This is a genomic window from Streptomyces sp. LZ34 (genome assembly GCF_053890475.1).
On sequence record NZ_CM132680.1, the window covers coordinates 6,937,782 to 6,953,587 of the forward strand.

12 protein-coding genes and 1 pseudogene are annotated in these 15,806 nt (G+C 72.8%); 5 read left to right on the plus strand and 8 right to left on the minus strand.

What is annotated here, in order from left to right; all coding sequences use genetic code 11:
- Positions 1–230: 230 nt before the first annotated feature.
- Positions 231–1,733, plus strand: a complete 1,503-nt coding sequence (locus ACWY4P_RS28500; protein ID WP_456203189.1) for an MDR family MFS transporter — start codon at positions 231–233, stop codon at positions 1,731–1,733.
- Positions 1,734–1,942: 209 nt separating this feature from the next.
- Here the strand turns inward: ACWY4P_RS28500 and cseC are convergent, their stop codons facing one another.
- From cseC to ACWY4P_RS28525, 5 genes and pseudogenes are all read right to left on the minus strand, one after another.
- A complete protein-coding gene (cseC, locus tag ACWY4P_RS28505; RefSeq protein WP_456203190.1) occupies positions 1,943–3,241 on the minus strand; it encodes a two-component system sensor histidine kinase CseC in 1,299 nt (432 codons plus the stop codon).
- Between the two features lie 7 nt (positions 3,242–3,248).
- Entirely contained in the window at positions 3,249–3,953 is a 705-nt protein-coding gene (gene cseB / locus ACWY4P_RS28510; protein WP_456203191.1) for a two-component system response regulator CseB, read from the minus strand.
- A 9-nt stretch (positions 3,954–3,962) separates the two neighbouring features.
- Positions 3,963–4,745, minus strand: coding sequence for a hypothetical protein (locus ACWY4P_RS28515; protein WP_456203192.1), 783 nt, complete (start codon positions 4,743–4,745; stop codon positions 3,963–3,965).
- A gap of 236 nt (positions 4,746–4,981) precedes the next feature.
- Positions 4,982–5,503, minus strand: a pseudogene (locus ACWY4P_RS28520) (SigE family RNA polymerase sigma factor); the annotation flags it as partial.
- 238 nt (positions 5,504–5,741) lie between these two features.
- A complete protein-coding gene (locus ACWY4P_RS28525) occupies positions 5,742–6,722 on the minus strand; it encodes an A/G-specific adenine glycosylase (protein ID WP_456203193.1) in 981 nt (326 codons plus the stop codon).
- A 225-nt stretch (positions 6,723–6,947) separates the two neighbouring features.
- Here ACWY4P_RS28525 and ACWY4P_RS28530 point away from each other — a divergent pair, with 225 nt between their 5' ends.
- Positions 6,948–7,622, plus strand: a complete 675-nt coding sequence (locus tag ACWY4P_RS28530; RefSeq protein WP_456203194.1) for a response regulator — start codon at positions 6,948–6,950, stop codon at positions 7,620–7,622.
- A gap of 100 nt (positions 7,623–7,722) precedes the next feature.
- Positions 7,723–8,592 (plus strand): hypothetical protein, encoded by an 870-nt coding sequence (locus ACWY4P_RS28535; protein ID WP_456203195.1) that lies wholly within the window; start codon positions 7,723–7,725, stop codon positions 8,590–8,592.
- 165 nt (positions 8,593–8,757) lie between these two features.
- Here ACWY4P_RS28535 and disA read toward each other — a convergent pair whose 3' ends face one another.
- Complete coding sequence (gene disA, locus ACWY4P_RS28540) at positions 8,758–9,816, minus strand: DNA integrity scanning diadenylate cyclase DisA (protein WP_456213082.1); 1,059 nt, start codon at positions 9,814–9,816, stop codon at positions 8,758–8,760.
- Between the two features lie 247 nt (positions 9,817–10,063).
- Positions 10,064–11,482: a DNA repair protein RadA gene (gene radA, locus ACWY4P_RS28545; protein ID WP_456203196.1), complete on the minus strand. Its 1,419-nt coding sequence runs from the start codon at positions 11,480–11,482 to the stop codon at positions 10,064–10,066.
- 220 nt (positions 11,483–11,702) lie between these two features.
- Here radA and ACWY4P_RS28550 point away from each other — a divergent pair, with 220 nt between their 5' ends.
- A complete protein-coding gene (locus ACWY4P_RS28550) occupies positions 11,703–13,748 on the plus strand; it encodes a BACON domain-containing protein (protein WP_456203197.1) in 2,046 nt (681 codons plus the stop codon).
- Between the two features lie 44 nt (positions 13,749–13,792).
- Here ACWY4P_RS28550 and ACWY4P_RS28555 read toward each other — a convergent pair whose 3' ends face one another.
- Positions 13,793–14,590, minus strand: coding sequence for a hypothetical protein (locus ACWY4P_RS28555; protein ID WP_456213083.1), 798 nt, complete (start codon positions 14,588–14,590; stop codon positions 13,793–13,795).
- A 256-nt stretch (positions 14,591–14,846) separates the two neighbouring features.
- Here ACWY4P_RS28555 and ACWY4P_RS28560 point away from each other — a divergent pair, with 256 nt between their 5' ends.
- A complete protein-coding gene (locus ACWY4P_RS28560) occupies positions 14,847–15,776 on the plus strand; it encodes a Ppx/GppA phosphatase family protein (protein WP_456203198.1) in 930 nt (309 codons plus the stop codon).
- Positions 15,777–15,806: the final 30 nt, after the last annotated feature.

Below are 15,806 nucleotides of genomic sequence, written 5' to 3' on the forward strand. Positions count from 1 at the left end.
GTAGACGCCGTACCTTCTCCACTGTACTCAACTAGCCGGGCGGCAAGTAAGTAGCCGGTCGCAGCAATTGGCCGCACCCCAGGGGGGAAGTGGAGAGAATGTCCCAGAAACAGTCCGGAGGCGGAGCGCCATCCGCATCGCCGCAGTCCAGTGCGGAGGCCCCGCAGCCCGGCGCGGAGGTCGCGTCCGGCCGCAAGCCTCGCTCCACGGGTGTTGTGATCTTCGCACTGATGATCGCCATGCTGCTCGCGATGCTCGACAACATGATCGTCGGCACCGCGATGCCGACCATCGTGGGTGATCTCGGCGGGCTCGAACACCTCTCCTGGGTGGTCACCGCGTACACCCTGGCGACCGCCGCCTCCACCCCCATCTGGGGAAAGCTCGGCGACATGTACGGGCGTAAGGGCATGTTCCTTACGTCCATCGTTGTCTTCCTGGCCGGTTCGGCCCTGTCCGGGGCGGCTCAGGACATGGGGCAGCTGATCGGCTTCCGGGCCATTCAGGGCCTGGGCGCGGGCGGTCTGATGGTCGGTGTGATGGCGATCATCGGCGACCTGGTCCCGCCCCGGGAGCGCGGCCGGTACCAGGGCATGATGGCCGGTGTCATGGCCGTGGCCATGATCGGCGGACCGCTGGTCGGCGGCACCCTCACCGACCACCTGGGCTGGCGCTGGATCTTCTACATCAACGTCCCGCTCGGCGCGATAGCGCTGGCCGCGATCACCGCGGTGCTGCACCTGCCGAAGAAGCGCGCGAAGGCACGGATCGACTACATAGGCGCGGCGCTGCTCACCATAGGCATCACCGCTCTGGTGCTGATCACGACCTGGGGCGGGAACGAGTACGCGTGGGACTCGTTCGAGATCATCGGGCTGGGCGTGCTGGGGGTCGCCTCGCTCATCGCCTTCGTGGCCGTCGAGCGGCGGGTCGCCGAGCCCGTGCTGCCGCTGCACATATTCCGTAACGGCAACTTCTCCCTCATCACGGTGATCGGCTTCCTCACCGGGTTCGTGATGTTCGGGTCGATGACCTTCCTGCCGCTCTTCCAGCAGACCGTCCAGGGCGCCACGGCCACCAACTCCGGGCTGCTGCTGCTCCCGATGCTGCTGGGCATGCTGGCCGTCTCGCTGATCGCGGGCCGGGTCACCACCCAGACCGGCAAGTACCGGATCTTCCCGATCCTCGGCGGCGGCCTGATGGTGGCGGGCATGTTCCTGCTGGCCCTGATGGACACCGGCACCACCCGCCTGACCTCGGGCATCTACATGGCGGTGCTCGGCGCCGGCATGGGCTTCCTGATGCAGACCTCCATGCTCATCGCGCAGAACAGCGTCGAGATGAAGGACATGGGCGTCGGCTCCTCCTCCGCCACCCTCTTCCGCACCCTCGGCGGCTCCTTCGGCGTCGCCATCCTTGGCGCGCTCTTCAACAACCAGGTGAAGGACACGATGATCGCCCGGGTCGGCGAGAAGGGCGCGGCGGTCACCTCCGGCGGCGCCAACCTCGACCCGGCGAAGCTCAAGAAGCTGCCCCCGGAGATCAAGGACGCGTACACCCACGCGGTCGCGAACGGGGCGCACCAGGTCTTCCTGTGGGGCGCGGTGATCGCCGTCGTCGGCTTCCTCGCGGCCTGGTTCATCAAGGAGGTTCCGCTGCGCGGGGCCGGGCCCCAGCCCAAGGGCGAGGAGCAGGCGCCGGCCGACCAGCCCCCGTTGGTCGAGGCGGTCTGACCCCCGGCGGCACGGGCGGGAAAACGTGAGGCGCGGTCGGTGCGGATGCACCGGCCGCGCCTCGTGCGTCAGGTCAGTCAGAACCTCCAGGGTCAGTCAGACCCTCAGGTCAGTCAGACCCCCAGGTCAGCCAGAATCCCCAGGTCAGTGCAGAACTTCGCAGGTCGGCGCAGAACCTCGCAGGTCGGTCCAGACCGTCCTGACCCCGGTCAGTCCAGCACCTCGATGACCGGGAAGCTGCCCGTATTGGTAGGCGCGGACTCCGGCAGCCACAGCACCGCGACCGCGCCCTCCCGCCCCTCCGCGGTCGGCTCGGCGTTGCGGAACGTCAGCCGGGCGCCCAGAACGCGCGCCTGGCCCGCCGCGATGGTCAGGCCCAGGCCGTGTCCGGTCCCGGCCCGGTCCTTGCTGCCGGTACGGAAGCGGCTGGGCCCGTCCTTCAGCAGCGCCTCGGGGAAGCCGGGCCCGTGGTCGCGGACGCGCAGCACCCGCCCCTCCACCGTGACCTCGAACGGCGGCTTGCCGTGCCGGGCGGCGTTGGCCAGGAGATTGCCGAGTATCCGCTCCAAGCGGCGCGGGTCGGTGGAGACATGGGCGTCGCGCAACACGTTGACCAGGGCGTCGGGGGCCGCGACCCGGACGCGGCGGGTGACGAACTCGGCGAGGGCGATCTCCTGCAACTCGGCACGCTCCGCGAAGCCGTCCAGCCGGGCGACCTCCAGAACGTCCTCGACGAGCTGGCGCATCGCCTGCGCGCGGTCCCGTACGAGCTCGGTCGGGCGCCCCGGCGGCAGCAGCTCGGCGGCGGTGAGCAGGCCGGTCACGGGGGTGCGCAGCTCATGCGCGATATCGGCCGTCACCCGCCGCTCGGCCTCCAGCCGCTGCTGCAGCGCCTCGGCCATGCCGTCGACCGCGCGCGCCAGGTCGTCCGTCTCGTCCCGTACCCGGCCGCCGATCGCGTCCCGCACCCGGACCTCGGAGTCGCCCTCGGCGAGCTTACGGGCCGCGGTGGCGGCCTTGCGCAGCCGCCGCGAGAGCTGGTCGCCGATGAGCACACCCAGCGCGATGCCGCCCATCACCACCGACACCGAGCCGAGAACGAGGACGCGGTCGAGGTCCTCCAGCACCCGGGCACGGTCCTTGAACTGGGTGTGCACGGACAGCACCCGGCCGTCCCGCAGCGGCACAGAAGCCCACACCTCAGGGCTGCCGGAGCCCGTATCCCCCAGGTAGGTGGCGCGCAGTCCGCGCGCGGCCTCCTTCTTCAGCTGCTCGGGAAGGCGCGCGTCGTCGAGCTTCGCGCCGAACCCGATGGTCCCGTACTTCTCGTACATCTTCTGCGCGGACTGCACCCGGTCGTTCATCGCCGCGCGGCTGTTGTCGAGCATCGAGACGCGGGCCGCGTTGTGCACGACCAGGCTCAGCGCGATGGCGACCAGCGCACTCACGGCCGCGATCGCCAGACTGACCTTCCAGCGCAGCCCCGAGCGCAGGGCGAGCTTCACCATTCCCGGCTCAGCCCCTGAGCTTGTAGCCGAAGCCGCGGACCGTCTCGATCCGGTCCTGGCCTATCTTCCCGCGCAGCCGCTGCACATGGACGTCCACGACCCGGGTGTCACCGCCCCAGCCGTAGTCCCACACCCGCTCCAGCAGCCGGTCGCGGGAGAGCACGGTGCCCGGCGCGGCCGAGAACTCCAGCAGCAGCCGCATCTCCGTCGGCGTCAGCGCCACCTGCGTACCGGCCCGGCGGACCTCCATTCCCTCCGGGTCCACCTCCAGGTCGCCGAAGCGCAGCACTCCGCCCTCGGGCTCGTCGGGCGCCGTCTCCGCGCCCCGGCCAGGTCCGCTCGCATGCCCGAAGCGGCGCAGCACGGCGCGGATCCGGGCGACCAGGACCGCGCCGTCGAAGGGCTTGGTCACATAGTCGTCGGCCCCGGCCTCCAGGCCGAGCACCACGTCGATCGAGTCGGCGCGCGCCGACAGCATGATCACGGGCACGGTGGACTCGTCGCGGATCCGGCGGCACAGACTCACCCCGTCCAGCCCCGGGACCATCACATCGAGCAGCGCGATATCGGGCCGGTCGGCCCGGAACCGCTCCAGCCCGGTCAGCCCGTCCGGGGCGGCGGTGACGACAAAGCCGTCGCGCTCCAGGGCGAGCTGGGTGGCCTCGCGGATGACGTCGTCGTCCTCGACGAAGAGCACATGGGTTTCGGCCACGGCCTTGCTTCAGCCTTCCGTTCCGTCGTCGGGCGCGGGCGTCTCGTCCTCGCTCACGTTCCTGATCTTGTGATCGGTCACGAGGAACTGCCGGCGCGTCTCGGCCCACCGGTACGTCGTCACGTCCTCGCTCGAGGGGCAGCAGACCGAGTCGTTGGAGGCGTAGATCAACTTCGTGACGCGGAGGTTGCCCTTGGTGGTGTCGGCGTAGACGGGCGGGCGCTCGTCCGCGAAAACGTTCTCATATGTCCCGTCCACCTTGCGGTACACATACGAGCCGAGGCCGAAACCCTCGGTGCAGGTCATCACATTGACTACCAGATCGGACGCGGTGGAGCCGGTCAGCCGGCCGTAGGCCACGTCGATGGGGTAGCCCTGTGACTTCGAGCCGCCCTTCGTCGTGTCCTGGGGGGTGTCCTTCGTGGCATCGTTCGTGGCGTCGTTCGTGGCGCTCTTCGCGCAGGGTTTGAGGTTCGCCTTCAGGTGCTTGCTGACCTTCGGGTCCTTCTTGACCAGCGCGACGGCGTCGACCTTCTGCTTGGCCGACGTCGACGTGGGGGAGGTGCCGCGCGCATACGCCCCCGGGGAGTCGGCCTGCTCCGGGGCCCACGAGGTGCGCGCCGGGCCTTCCTTGCGCAGGCCCTGGCTTCCGGTGCCGCATCCGGCCAGCATCAGCCCGCCGACGGCCGCGAAGCCGACGACCGCGCCCCCCGTGATCAGGGCGGCCCGGTGCGGCGGAGCGTCCTTGTGTGGAGCGTCCTTGTGTGGAGAGGCCCTGGTCAGGCCGCGCACCGGTCCTGCCCCCGCTCTTGGCCTCGACGCCGGTCCTGCGGGGTCTGGCGGATCTGGCGGGTCCGGGGGAGCTGGCGGTGCGGGCGGCCGCCCTGGCCGCCGCCGCGGCGCTCCGGCCCGCCCTGACGGCCGAGCGGTTCCTGGTCCTGCCGGCCCTCCTGGGCGCCGTCCTGGCCCTGCTGCCGGCCCTTCCGCCCGCCGTCCTGGCTCTGCTGGCCCTGCTGGCCCTGCCGGCCGTCCCCGCGGCCGAGCGCGCGGGCGTCCAGCTCGCGGCTCTCCAACTCCTGCCGCAGCCTGGCCAGCGCCCTGTGCAGCGTGCTCTTGACCGTGCCGGTCGACATCCCGAGCGCCTCCGCGGTCTCCTCCGTGGTCATCTGCTCCCAGTGTCGCAGCACCACGACGCTGCGCTGCTTGGGAGCCAGAACTCCGAGGATGTCCATCAGCAGCGCGCGGTCGGCGTGCTGCTCGGTGCTGTCCTCGACGCGCGCGTCCGGCAGCTGCTCGGTCGGCACCTCGTCCAGCTTGCGCGCCCGCCACCACTCGGTGCGGGTGTTGATCATGACCCGGCGGAGGTACGCGTCGGCCAGCGACTTGTCGGCTATCCCGTCCCAGCGGCCGTACGTGCGCACCAGCGCGGTCTGGAGGAGGTCCTGTGCCTCGATCGGGTCGGGGACGAGGCGGCGGGCGCTGCGCAGCAGCGCGTCCTGCCGGTTGCGTACGTACTCCTCGAAATCCAAAACCTTGCCGCTGCCGGACATCGCCAGCCTCCATCCCGCTGTTTCCCCACCTGTGTGCCCGGCGGTCGCCGAACACGAAGAGGACGCTACGGAGCGGCTGTTGCGGCGCCATGTGCATCTGACCTGCGGTGAATGCACAGCTACCCATAGGTTGTGTAACAGCCGGGCCCGGTCGGACGGAGTGTCAGAGTCGGGTCGTGGCCGTGTCACAGCCTTGTCACAGAAACGGTCCCGGCGGGGGAGGGGAGCTCGGGGCGGGTCAGGTCAGCGGCAGCCGGTAGAGCCCGCCGTCGAGCGGCTCCACGAGGCCGTCGGCGACCAGCCCGTCCAACGCCCGGGCCCGCTGCACCGGCTCGTCCCAGACCTTGTCGAGCGCCGCCTGCGGCACCGGTGCGACCGCCTCCCGCAACACCGCGAGCAGCTTTCCGCGCACCTGACGGTCCGTACCGGCGTAGGTCTGGCCGCGGCGCGGCGGCCCGTCGTGCGCCGGGGAACCGGCCGCCCGCCAGGCGCACTGCGCGGTGATGGGGCAGCGCACGCAGTCGGGCGTGCGCGCCGTGCACACCAATGCGCCCAACTCCATCGTCGCCGCGGCCCAGCGGGCGGCGCTCGGCTCGTCGTCGGGGAGCAGCGCGCGGGCCAGCTTGCGCTCGGCGGCGGTCGTGGCGTCCGGCGGGAACTCCCGGCCGCTGACCGCGCGCGCGAAGACACGGCGGACGTTGGTGTCCATGACCGCGTGCCGCTGCCCGTACGCGAACGAGGCCACGGCCGCCGCCGTGTACTCGCCCACACCCGGCAGCGCCAGCAGCTCCGCGTGTTCGCTCGGTACGTGACCGCCGTGCCGCTCCCGTATGGCGACCGCCGCGCCGTGCAGGCGCAGCGCGCGCCGCGGATAGCCGAGCCGCCCCCAGGCGCGGACCGCCTCGCCGGGCGGTTCCGCGGCCAGGTCCGCGGGGCTCGGCCAGCGGGCGAGCCACTGCTCGTACACCGGCAGCACTCGGTTCACCGGGGTCTGCTGGAGCATGAACTCGCTGACCATCACGCCCCATGGGCCGGCTTCGGGGCGGCGCCAGGGCAGGTTGCGGGCGTGGGCGTCGAACCAGTCGATGACGGGGCTGTGAAGGGCGGTCCCGCCCGGGCTTGCGGTTTCGTCGGAGCGGTCGGCGGTCCCGTTGGGGCGACCTGCGGGCCCGTCGGGGCGGCTGGCTGAGGGCGCGGAGTCAGCGGGGATGGCAGTCATGTCACCGACGATCCTGGCACGTCGCCCGCCCGCCCGGGAAACGCCGGGCCTGCTCGGGGCGTGTCAGCGGTATGGCGGGGTGGCGTCCGCCGGGCGGGCCTGACTTTCGTCAGGGGCGGCGGCGTACTCCCGCTTGTAGCGTCAGCGTCCGGAGTCTGAGGCCGGAGTCTGAGGCCGCCGCTGAACGGCGGCGGCCGGCGGTGATGAAGGGAATGGCGGGTGCGGATGGGGAACGAGCCGACGATCAGGGTGTTGCTCGCGGACGACGAGGCGATGATCCGCGCCGGGGTACGGGCCGTCCTGGCCGCCGGCCCCGGCATCGAGATCGTCGCCGAGGCGGCCGACGGCCGGGAGGCGGTGGAGGCGGCGCGCGCCCACCGGCCCGACGTCGCGCTGCTCGACATCAGGATGCCCCGGCTGGACGGGCTGTCCGCGTGCGAGGAGATCCGCCGTACGCTGCCGGACACCGCGGTCGCCATGCTCACCACCTTCTCCGAGGACGCGTACATCTCCCGGGCGCTGGGCGGGGGCGCGACCGGCTTCCTGCTGAAGGCCGGAGACCCGCACGAACTCATCGCGGGGGTAAGGGCGGTGGCGGGCGGCGCGGCGTTTCTGTCGCCCAAGGTGGCCCGTCACGTGATCACCGAACTCGGCGGCGAGCGCCTGATCCGAGGCGCCGCGGCCCGTGCCCGCACGGACGCCCTGACCGCCCGGGAGCGCGAGGTGCTGGCGCTGGTCGGCGCGGGCCTGTCGAACGCGGAGATCGCCCGGCGGCTGCACCTGGTCGAGGGCACGGTGAAGGGGTACGTCAGCGCGGTCCTGGACCGCCTGGAGGTCGGCAACCGCGTCCAGGCGGCCATCGTGGCGTACGAGGCTGGGCTGGTCGCTGACGCGGGATAGGGCGAGGGCTGGTCGGAATCCGGTCGGATAATGAGAAAACTAGGGCGGAGACCGGTGGTTATTGGCGGGCACTGCTGCGGATCTCTCGTAGAGTTTCCGCGTGGGATCTCTGCGCAATCCGATCGGGCCGCTTCCCTCCTCCATTTACTGGCGGCGGAGGGCTGTTGCGCTGGCCCTTTTCATCCTTGTCCTCCTGCTCGTCATCTGGGCCTTCGGCTGGGGCGGTTCCGGTGGCGGCGGCGGAAGAGACGAGGGCAAGGGGTCGGGCGGCGGTGGCGCCGCGAGCACCATCACCCCGGGGCCCACCTCCTCCACGCCCGTCAACAGCCAACGGCCGGGCGGGCGCGATGAGTCGGACGACGGCGGGACCGGCACCGGCGACAGCAGCGGCGCCGACAGCGGCGGCAGCGGGGACGGCGGCGCCGGCGGCAACGGTGGCACCGGCGGCGGCAGCGACACGGGCGGCGCCGGCGGTGCGGGCGGCAGCGGGGGCGGGACCGGCGGCGGCCTCGGCGTCGGGGACGGGCGGAGCGTCCCGGCCGGGTCCAGCCTGCCCGACTGCACCCGGAGCGCGGTCGAGCTGACGGTGCGCAGTGTCAAGGACTCGCGGGTGAAGAACACTTACGAGCCGGGCGAGGAACCGACGTTCGAGATCACCGTGAAGAACTCCTCGAACACCGCCTGCAAGGTCGACTTCGGCCGGGCGTCGGCGACGCTGACCATCACGGACGCCGAGAACGACCACGTGTGGGCGTCCGACGACTGCCCGGAGGGCGGCAAGTCCGTGCTGGTCGAGGTGGCGGGCAAGGGCCAGACCAAGCGCACGGTGCACTGGGACCGCAAGCGCAGCGTCGAGCACTGCGCGACGCCGGCCGGCAGCGCTTCGGCCAAGGCCGGTACGTACCTGGTCGAGGCGAAGGTGGAGGGGCTGGGCACCGCGCGGGTGTCGTTCGTACTGGACGAGGACTAGGGCCTGGAGACTGGGGCCGACCAGGCAGGCACGAGACGTACCCCTCCGGCCAGACCGAACGCACTGCTCGCTTCTGCCAGACCGGAGGACGTACGGCCAGACCGGACGTACCGCTCTGGCCAGACGTACCGCTCCGGCCAGACCGGACGTACCGCTCGCTCCTGGCTAGACGTACCGCTCCAGGATCGAGGACTCCGCCAGCCGCGACAGCCCCTCGCGCACCGACCGGGCCCGGGCCTCGCCCACGCCGTCCACCATCTGCAGGTCGTCCACGCTCGCCGCGAGCAGCTTCTGTAGCCCGCCGAAGTGCTCGACCAGCCGCTCGATGATGGCGCCCGGGAGCCGCGGCACCTTCGCCAGCAGGCGGAAACCGCGCGGCGAGACCGCGGAGTCGAGGGTCTCGGGCGAGCCGCTGTAGCCCAGGGCGCGGGCGACATTGGCCAGTTCGAGCAGCTCGGCGTGGGTCAGCCGGTCCAGTTCTGCCAGCGCCTCGGGGACCGTACGGGTGCGCTTGGCGGTGGGCTCGGGGACGTAGTCGCGCACCACCAGCTCACGCTCCGGCTCCACGCCCGCGATCAACTCGTCGAGCTGGAGCGACAGCAGACGGCCGTCGGTGCCCAGCTCCACCACATACTCGGCGATCTCGGTGGCGATGCGGCGGACCATCTCCAGCCGCTGCGAGACCGCCGTCACATCCCGGACCGTCACCAGGTCCTCGATCTCCAGGGCCGAGAGCGTGCCCGCGACCTCGTCGAGTCGGAGCTTGTAGCGCTCCAGCGTGGCCAGGGCCTGGTTGGCGCGGGAGAGGATGGCGGCCGAGTCCTCCAGGACGCGGCGCTGCCCGTCCACATACAGGGCGATCAGCCGCATCGACTGGCTGACGGACACGACCGGGAAGCCGGTCTGGATGGAGACGCGCTGCGCGGTGCGGTGGCGGGTGCCGGTCTCCTCGGTGGGGATCGCGGCGTCCGGCACGAGCTGCACGCCCGCCCGCACGATCTTGGTGATGTCCTTGTCGAGGATCAGCGCGCCGTCCAGCTTGCACAGCTCGCGCAGCCGGGTCGCGGTGAACTCGACGTCCAGGACGAAGCCGCCGGTACACAGCGACTCGACGGTCTTGTCCGTCCCGAGCACGATCAGGCCGCCGGTGTTGCCCCGCAGGACGCGCTCGAGGCCGTCGCGCAGCGCCGTGCCGGGGGCGACGGCGCTCAGGGTGGCGCGCATCAGACCGTCGGCTTTGCCGGGAGCCGCTGCCCGGTCGCCTGCTGCCACTGCACTCCTCCGTCGCAAGGTCATTCGCTGCCGCGGGCTGCCCTGCTGTGCCGGTGCGCGGGCTACGTACGGGCGAGACCAGGGCGAGACCAGGGCAAAGTCTACCGGCGGTCACCGCCCTCCCGCCGGGTCTCCCGGCGTACGCCCGTGGGCGGGAGCGGGAGCGCGGCACCCGCGCCCGCGCTCACCAGGCCGGGGCTCAGCCACCCGGCGCGTCCTGCGGCGCTTGCTCGGCCCGCTTGCGCCGGGGCAGTACGCGCAGTGCGTCCCCTATGTCTGCCACCTCCAGCACCCGCATGCCGTCCGGAATCTTCCCCGGGTCGCCGGGCACCAGGGCGTGGGTGAAGCCGAGCCGGGCCGCCTCGGACAGCCGCCGCTGCACGCCCGTGACCCGCCGGACCTCTCCCGCCAGGCCCACCTCGCCGATCGCCACCAGGTTCTTCGGCAGCGGGGTGTCGCTCGCCGCGCTGGCCAGCGCGAGCGCCACGGCCAGGTCCGCCGCGGGCTCGGAGAGCTTCACGCCGCCGACCGTGGCGCTGTAGATGTCCCGCTTGCCGAGGGCGCTGATCCGGCCGCGCTGCTCGAGGACGGCGAGCATCATCGACACCCGCGAGGTCTCCAGGCCGGAGGTGGTGCGGCGGGGGGACGGGATCTGGGACTCGACGGTCAACGCCTGCACCTCGGCCACCAGAGGCCGGCGGCCTTCGAGGGTGACGGTCAGGCAGGTGCCGGGCACCGGCTCGTCGCGGCGGGTGAGAAACAGCCCGGACGGGTCGGCGAGGCCGATGATGCCCTCGTCGTGCAGTTCGAAGCAGCCGACCTCATCCGTCGCCCCGTAGCGGTTCTTCACGCCGCGCACCAGGCGCAGTCGGGCATGGCGGTCGCCCTCGAAGTGCAGCACCACGTCCACCAGATGCTCCAGGAGGCGCGGGCCGGCGATGGCGCCGTCCTTCGTCACATGGCCGACCAGGAGCGTGGACATGCCGCGCTCCTTGGACGCGCGGATGAGCGCCCCGGCCACCTCCCGCACCTGGGCCATGCCGCCGGGCGCACCGTCGATCTCGGGGGAGGCGACGGTCTGGACGGAGTCCATGATCAGCAGGGACGGCTTGACGGAGTCGAGATGGCCGAGGACGGCCGACAGATCGGTCTCGGCGGCGAGATAGAGATGCTCGCTCAGCGCGCCGATGCGGTCGGCGCGCAGCCGGACCTGGCTCGCCGACTCCTCGCCCGTGATGTAGAGGGTCCGGTGGTCGTCGGTGGCGGCCTTGGCGGCGACGTCGAGCAGCAGCGTCGACTTGCCGACCCCCGGCTCCCCGGCCAGCAGCACCACGGCTCCGGGGACCAGGCCGCCTCCGAGGACGCGGTCGAGCTCGTCCACGCCCGTGGAGCGGGCGGTGGCCTGACGGCCGTCCACCTGCCCGATGGGCACGGCCGCCGAGGTGACCCGGCCGGGCGCGGTCGTCCGCACCGCGGGCGCGCCGAACTCCTCGACCGTGCCCCACGCCTGGCACTCCGGGCAGCGGCCGAGCCACTTGGCGGTGGTCCAGCCGCACTCCGTACAGCGGTAGGAGGGCCGGTCCTTGGCGGACGATCGGGAGGAGCTACGGGCAGCCATGCCGTAACGCTAGCGCCGGGCACCGACAGCCGGGCGGACAGGCTGGCACCGACAGCCGGGCGAACAGGCTGGGGCGCGGCCCTGGCGCTTTGCGCGTAGCAGATCCTGGGCGCGCGGGGAGGACACCTGTCCCCTTATGAGGGAGATGGTCACCCGTAAGGGTTAAAACAGCGCAAGTAGCGCGATGGAGTCTGCATCATCCGCCTACCGTCGCCGGGTGATGAGCAGCAGGTCCGAGCACTCGACACACTCGCCCGGCGCGCCCGGCGCATCCGGTACGTCCAGCGCACCCGGCGCCCCCGGTGCGCCGCGTCGCGCGCCGCGCGCTTCCGCCGCGCACCCCCAGCGTCCCCCTGCGCGCTACGAGCCGTACCTGGACGGCCTGTTCACCTACTGCCTGTCGGTCCTGTGCGAGCACGACGCCGCGACCGCCGCACTCGGCGAGGCGCTCGCCGTCGCCGAGCGGCAGCACGGGCGGGGGCGGGGGCGCGTGGCCGCCGAGGGCGATCTGCGCCGCCCCTGGCTCTACGCCCTCGCGCGCTGGGCCTGCCTGCGCAAGCTCGCCGAGCGGAGGGAGCGGAGGGAGCGGAAGGGTCTGAAGGGCTCGGGGGACTCCGGAGACCATGGAGACTCCGGAAGCCGGGGGGACTCCGGAGACAATGGAGACTCCGGAAACCGGGGGGACTCCGAAGACCGGCGGGCCCCTGAAGGCCGGGGGGAGCTCAGGGCCGCCGACGGGCCGGGCGGGATCGAGAAGCGTGTGGGTCGGCCCCGGTCGCCGGAGGTGCCGACCCAGCGGCGTCACCGCGACCGGCGCGCCCCGGCCACAGCCACCTCGCCGCCCCCCGTTTCACCCACCGCCGCGCAGCGCCGCCGCGAGCTGGCCGCGCTCGCGTGGCCCGAGGCCGCCGGGACCACCCCCGAGCAGCGCGAGGCGCTGGAGCTCGCCGTACGCCACCGGCTGAGTCCGAGCGAGGTCGCCGCGGCGCTCGGCAAGGAGCGCGACGAGACCCGCGCCCTGCTCGCCAGCGCGGCCTGCGAGGTGGAGCGCACGCGCGCCGCGCTCGCCGTCGTCGAGCTCGGCAACTGCCCCGTCGTCGCCCGGCTCGCGGGCGACACCCAGGTGCTGCTCTCCGCCGCGCTGCGCCGCGAGCTCGTACGGCATGTGGACGACTGCCGTGAGTGCCGCGGGATGGCCGAGCGGGCCACGGCGGGCGGCCCCTGGCCCGGCACGGCGGCTGTCCCCGCGGCCCTGCCGGTGCTGGAGGCGCCGCGCGCCGCCGTGCACGCCGCGATGGTGGGCGCCCAAGGCGCGCGCCCGGCGCGCGCCGTCTCCCGGCCGCGCTTCGACCGGCGCGGCTTCCCCCTGGACCCCAAGGACCAGGCCGTGCGCCGCAGCCGGATGCGCAGCCGCGCGCTGACCACGACGGTGGTCGCCTCGGTCGTGGCGGCCCCGCTGCTCGCGCTGTGGGCCGCCTACCGGGGCACCCCGACGGCGGGTGACGACCACGACACGGACTCCGTGGCCGCCGCCAACGCGGACGGGGCGGCGGAGCGCACCCCCGACCGGTCCGGCGGCGTCGGCGACGAGCCGACCGGGAGCTCGTACGGCCAGGCGGGCAGCGCGCAGGACCGTTCCGCCGGTTCCCGGCTGAAATCCGGCCGCGGTGGCACCGCGGGTAAACAGTCCCCGGACGTGTCCGTGGAGGTCATCGGTGGAGACGAGCACGGGGACGGGAACGGGGACGCGAAGGGCGACCGGGACGGAGACGGGGAGGCGGAACGGTCCGGCACCGCGACCGGCGGGCGGCCGGGCCCGCACGCCAAGCCCGGCACCCACGGCGCCGGGGGTCGGCCCGGGGGTCGGCCGGGGGCCGGGTCCGGCCCTGGGCGGCCCGAGCCCGGCCCTGGACGGCTGACGGTCGAGGCGCAGCCCAGCGGCGAGGTGACGGTCATCACACTCAGGGCCTCGGGAGGCAGCCCGGTGCGCTGGTCGGCGTCCGCCAGTGCGCCCTGGCTCCAGCTGAGCCATACGGCCGGCGTGCTGCGGCCCGGCGAGACGACGACGATCACCGTCTCCGTGGACCGGGACCGCGAGCCGCCCGGGCACTGGTCCGCACGCGTCGGGGTGGATCCGGCCGGGGCGGTGGTGGTGATCGAAGGCCGTGGCGCGGAGCCCGAGCCCACGCCCGAGCCCTCGGACCCGCCGAGCGAGCCCACGCCGACCTCGGGCGACGCGCACCCGGCACCCGCCGACACGCCATAGGTCACCGACGCGCCACAGGTCACCGACGCGCCTTAAGCCATTGATCAGCTCATCGGATCTGCTGGGTGCGGGGCCACGAGCGGCAGGGAGGACGCCAGCCGCTGCTGGCAGAGCTCGGCCAGCCGGTCGTAGCCCGCCTTTCCCATGAGTTCCGTCAGCTCCGCCCGGTAGGACACATACACCGGCTCCCCGCCGCCGTGCGCGGAGGTCGCCGAGGTGCACCACCAGTGCAGGTCATGGCCGCCCGGGCCCCACCCGCGCCGGTCGTACTCGGCGATGGTGATCTCTAGCACACGCGTCTCGTCGGGCCGGTCGATCCAGGCGTACGACCTGCGGATCGGAAGCTGCCAGCAGACGTCCGGCTTGGTCTCCAGCGGCTCGCGGCCCTCTTTGAGCGCCAGGATGTGCAGCGCGCAGCCCGCGCCGCCCTTGAATCCCGGCCGGTTCTGGAAGATGCACGAGCCCTCGTAGCGGCGGGTCTGGCGCTCGTCGTCCTCGTCGCCGTCCTGGGTCCAGCCCGTCTTGTGCCCCACGTCGTGGAACTGCCAGATGCCCGGGGTGAGCCGGGCCACGTGGCGACCGACGCGCTTCTCGTCGTCCTCGTCGGAGAAGTGCGCGCCCAGCGTGCAGCAGCCGTCGCTCGCGCGCCCCGCCTGGATGCCCTGGCAGCCCTGGCCGAAGACGCAGGTCCAGCGCGAGGTCAGCCAGGTCAGATCACACCGGAAGACCTGCTCGTCGTCGGCGGGGTCGGGGAATTCGACCCAGGCGCGAGCGAAGTCCAGACCGACCTCGTCTTCGGCCGGGTCGGCCGCCATGCCTGCCATGCCTGCCCTGCCCTCCATGTCCGCCCCGCCTCCTCCGGCCGTTTTATCCGCTCCGTTCGTTCCGTCCGTTTCATCCAGGGCGAACGCGATGACCAGACCGTCCGGGGCCGTCTCGGCCTCGCCGGGCCGCCCGGCCGCCTCGGGGCGCCGCTTCCGGACTTTGTCCTGCTTCGCCTTTTTCGTCTTTGCCACGGGCCAAGCGTATGCCCATGCGCAGCGCGTAAAGGCCCAGGCCCGTACCTGACCAGGCAATGTGGGCAGTAGCGTTCTGGCCATGAGACTCGGTGTCCTGGACGTGGGTTCGAACACGGTCCATCTGCTGGTGGTGGACGCGCACCCGGGAGCACGCCCGCTTCCCGCCCATTCGCACAAGGTTGAGCTACGGCTGGCGGAGCTGCTGGACGACGGCGGGGCCATAGGGGCCGACGGCATCGAGCGCCTGATCGCGGTGGTCAAGGAGGCGCTGCAGGCCGCCGAGGACAAGGGCGTCGAGGACGTGCTGCCCTTCGCCACCTCCGCCGTCCGGGAGGCGGCCAACGCCGACGACGTACTGGCCCGCGTCGCCGAGGCGACCGGGGTGCGGCTGGACGTCCTGACCGGCGAGGAGGAGGCGCGGCTCACCTTCCTCGCGGCCCGCCGCTGGTACGGCTGGTCGGCCGGAAAGCTGCTGGTCCTCGATATCGGCGGCGGCTCGCTGGAGATCGCGTACGGGCTCGACGAGGAGCCGGAGCCGGCCGTCTCGCTGCCCTTGGGCGCGGGCAGGCTGACGGCCGGCTGGCTGCCCGGCGACCCGCCCACCCCGGAGGAGGTGCGGGCCCTGCGGCGGCACGTACGGGCGGAGATCGCGCGGATCGTCGGCGACTTCAGCCGCCATGGGGCGCCCGACCACGTCGTCGCCACCTCCAAGACCTTCAAACAGCTGGCCAGGATCGCGGGCGCGGCGCGCTCCGCCGAGGGCGTGTACGTGCAGCGCCGGCTGACCCGCCAGGCGCTGGAGCAGTGGGTGCCGAAGCTGGCCGCCATGCCCGTCGACAAGCGGGAGCAGCTGCCGGGCGTCTCCGACGGGCGGGCGCCGCAGCTGCTGGCGGGGGCGCTGGTCGCGGAGGCCGCGATGGATCTGTTCGGGGTGGAGGAGCTGGAGATCTGCCCGTGGGCGCTGCGCGAGGGCGTCATCCTGCGCCGTCTGGATCACCTACCGGGATGACGCTGTGACCTGCGCTGTGACCTGCACCGC

Excerpts from the sequence above, each read along its gene's own strand:
- ACWY4P_RS28500 (WP_456203189.1), top strand. The coding sequence starts at position 231 with ATGATCGCCATGCTGCTCGCGATGCTCGACAACATGATCGTCGGCACC.
- cseC (WP_456203190.1), bottom strand. The coding sequence starts at position 3,241 with ATGGTGAAGCTCGCCCTGCGCTCGGGGCTGCGCTGGAAGGTCAGTCTG.
- ACWY4P_RS28525 (WP_456203193.1), bottom strand. The coding sequence starts at position 6,722 with ATGACTGCCATCCCCGCTGACTCCGCGCCCTCAGCCAGCCGCCCCGAC.
- ACWY4P_RS28530 (WP_456203194.1), top strand. The coding sequence starts at position 6,948 with ATGGGGAACGAGCCGACGATCAGGGTGTTGCTCGCGGACGACGAGGCG.
- disA (WP_456213082.1), bottom strand. The coding sequence starts at position 9,816 with ATGCGCGCCACCCTGAGCGCCGTCGCCCCCGGCACGGCGCTGCGCGAC.
- radA (WP_456203196.1), bottom strand. The coding sequence starts at position 11,482 with ATGGCTGCCCGTAGCTCCTCCCGATCGTCCGCCAAGGACCGGCCCTCC.
- ACWY4P_RS28550 (WP_456203197.1), top strand. The coding sequence starts at position 11,703 with ATGAGCAGCAGGTCCGAGCACTCGACACACTCGCCCGGCGCGCCCGGC.
- ACWY4P_RS28555 (WP_456213083.1), bottom strand. The coding sequence starts at position 14,590 with ATGGAGGGCAGGGCAGGCATGGCAGGCATGGCGGCCGACCCGGCCGAA.
- ACWY4P_RS28560 (WP_456203198.1), top strand. The coding sequence starts at position 14,847 with ATGAGACTCGGTGTCCTGGACGTGGGTTCGAACACGGTCCATCTGCTG.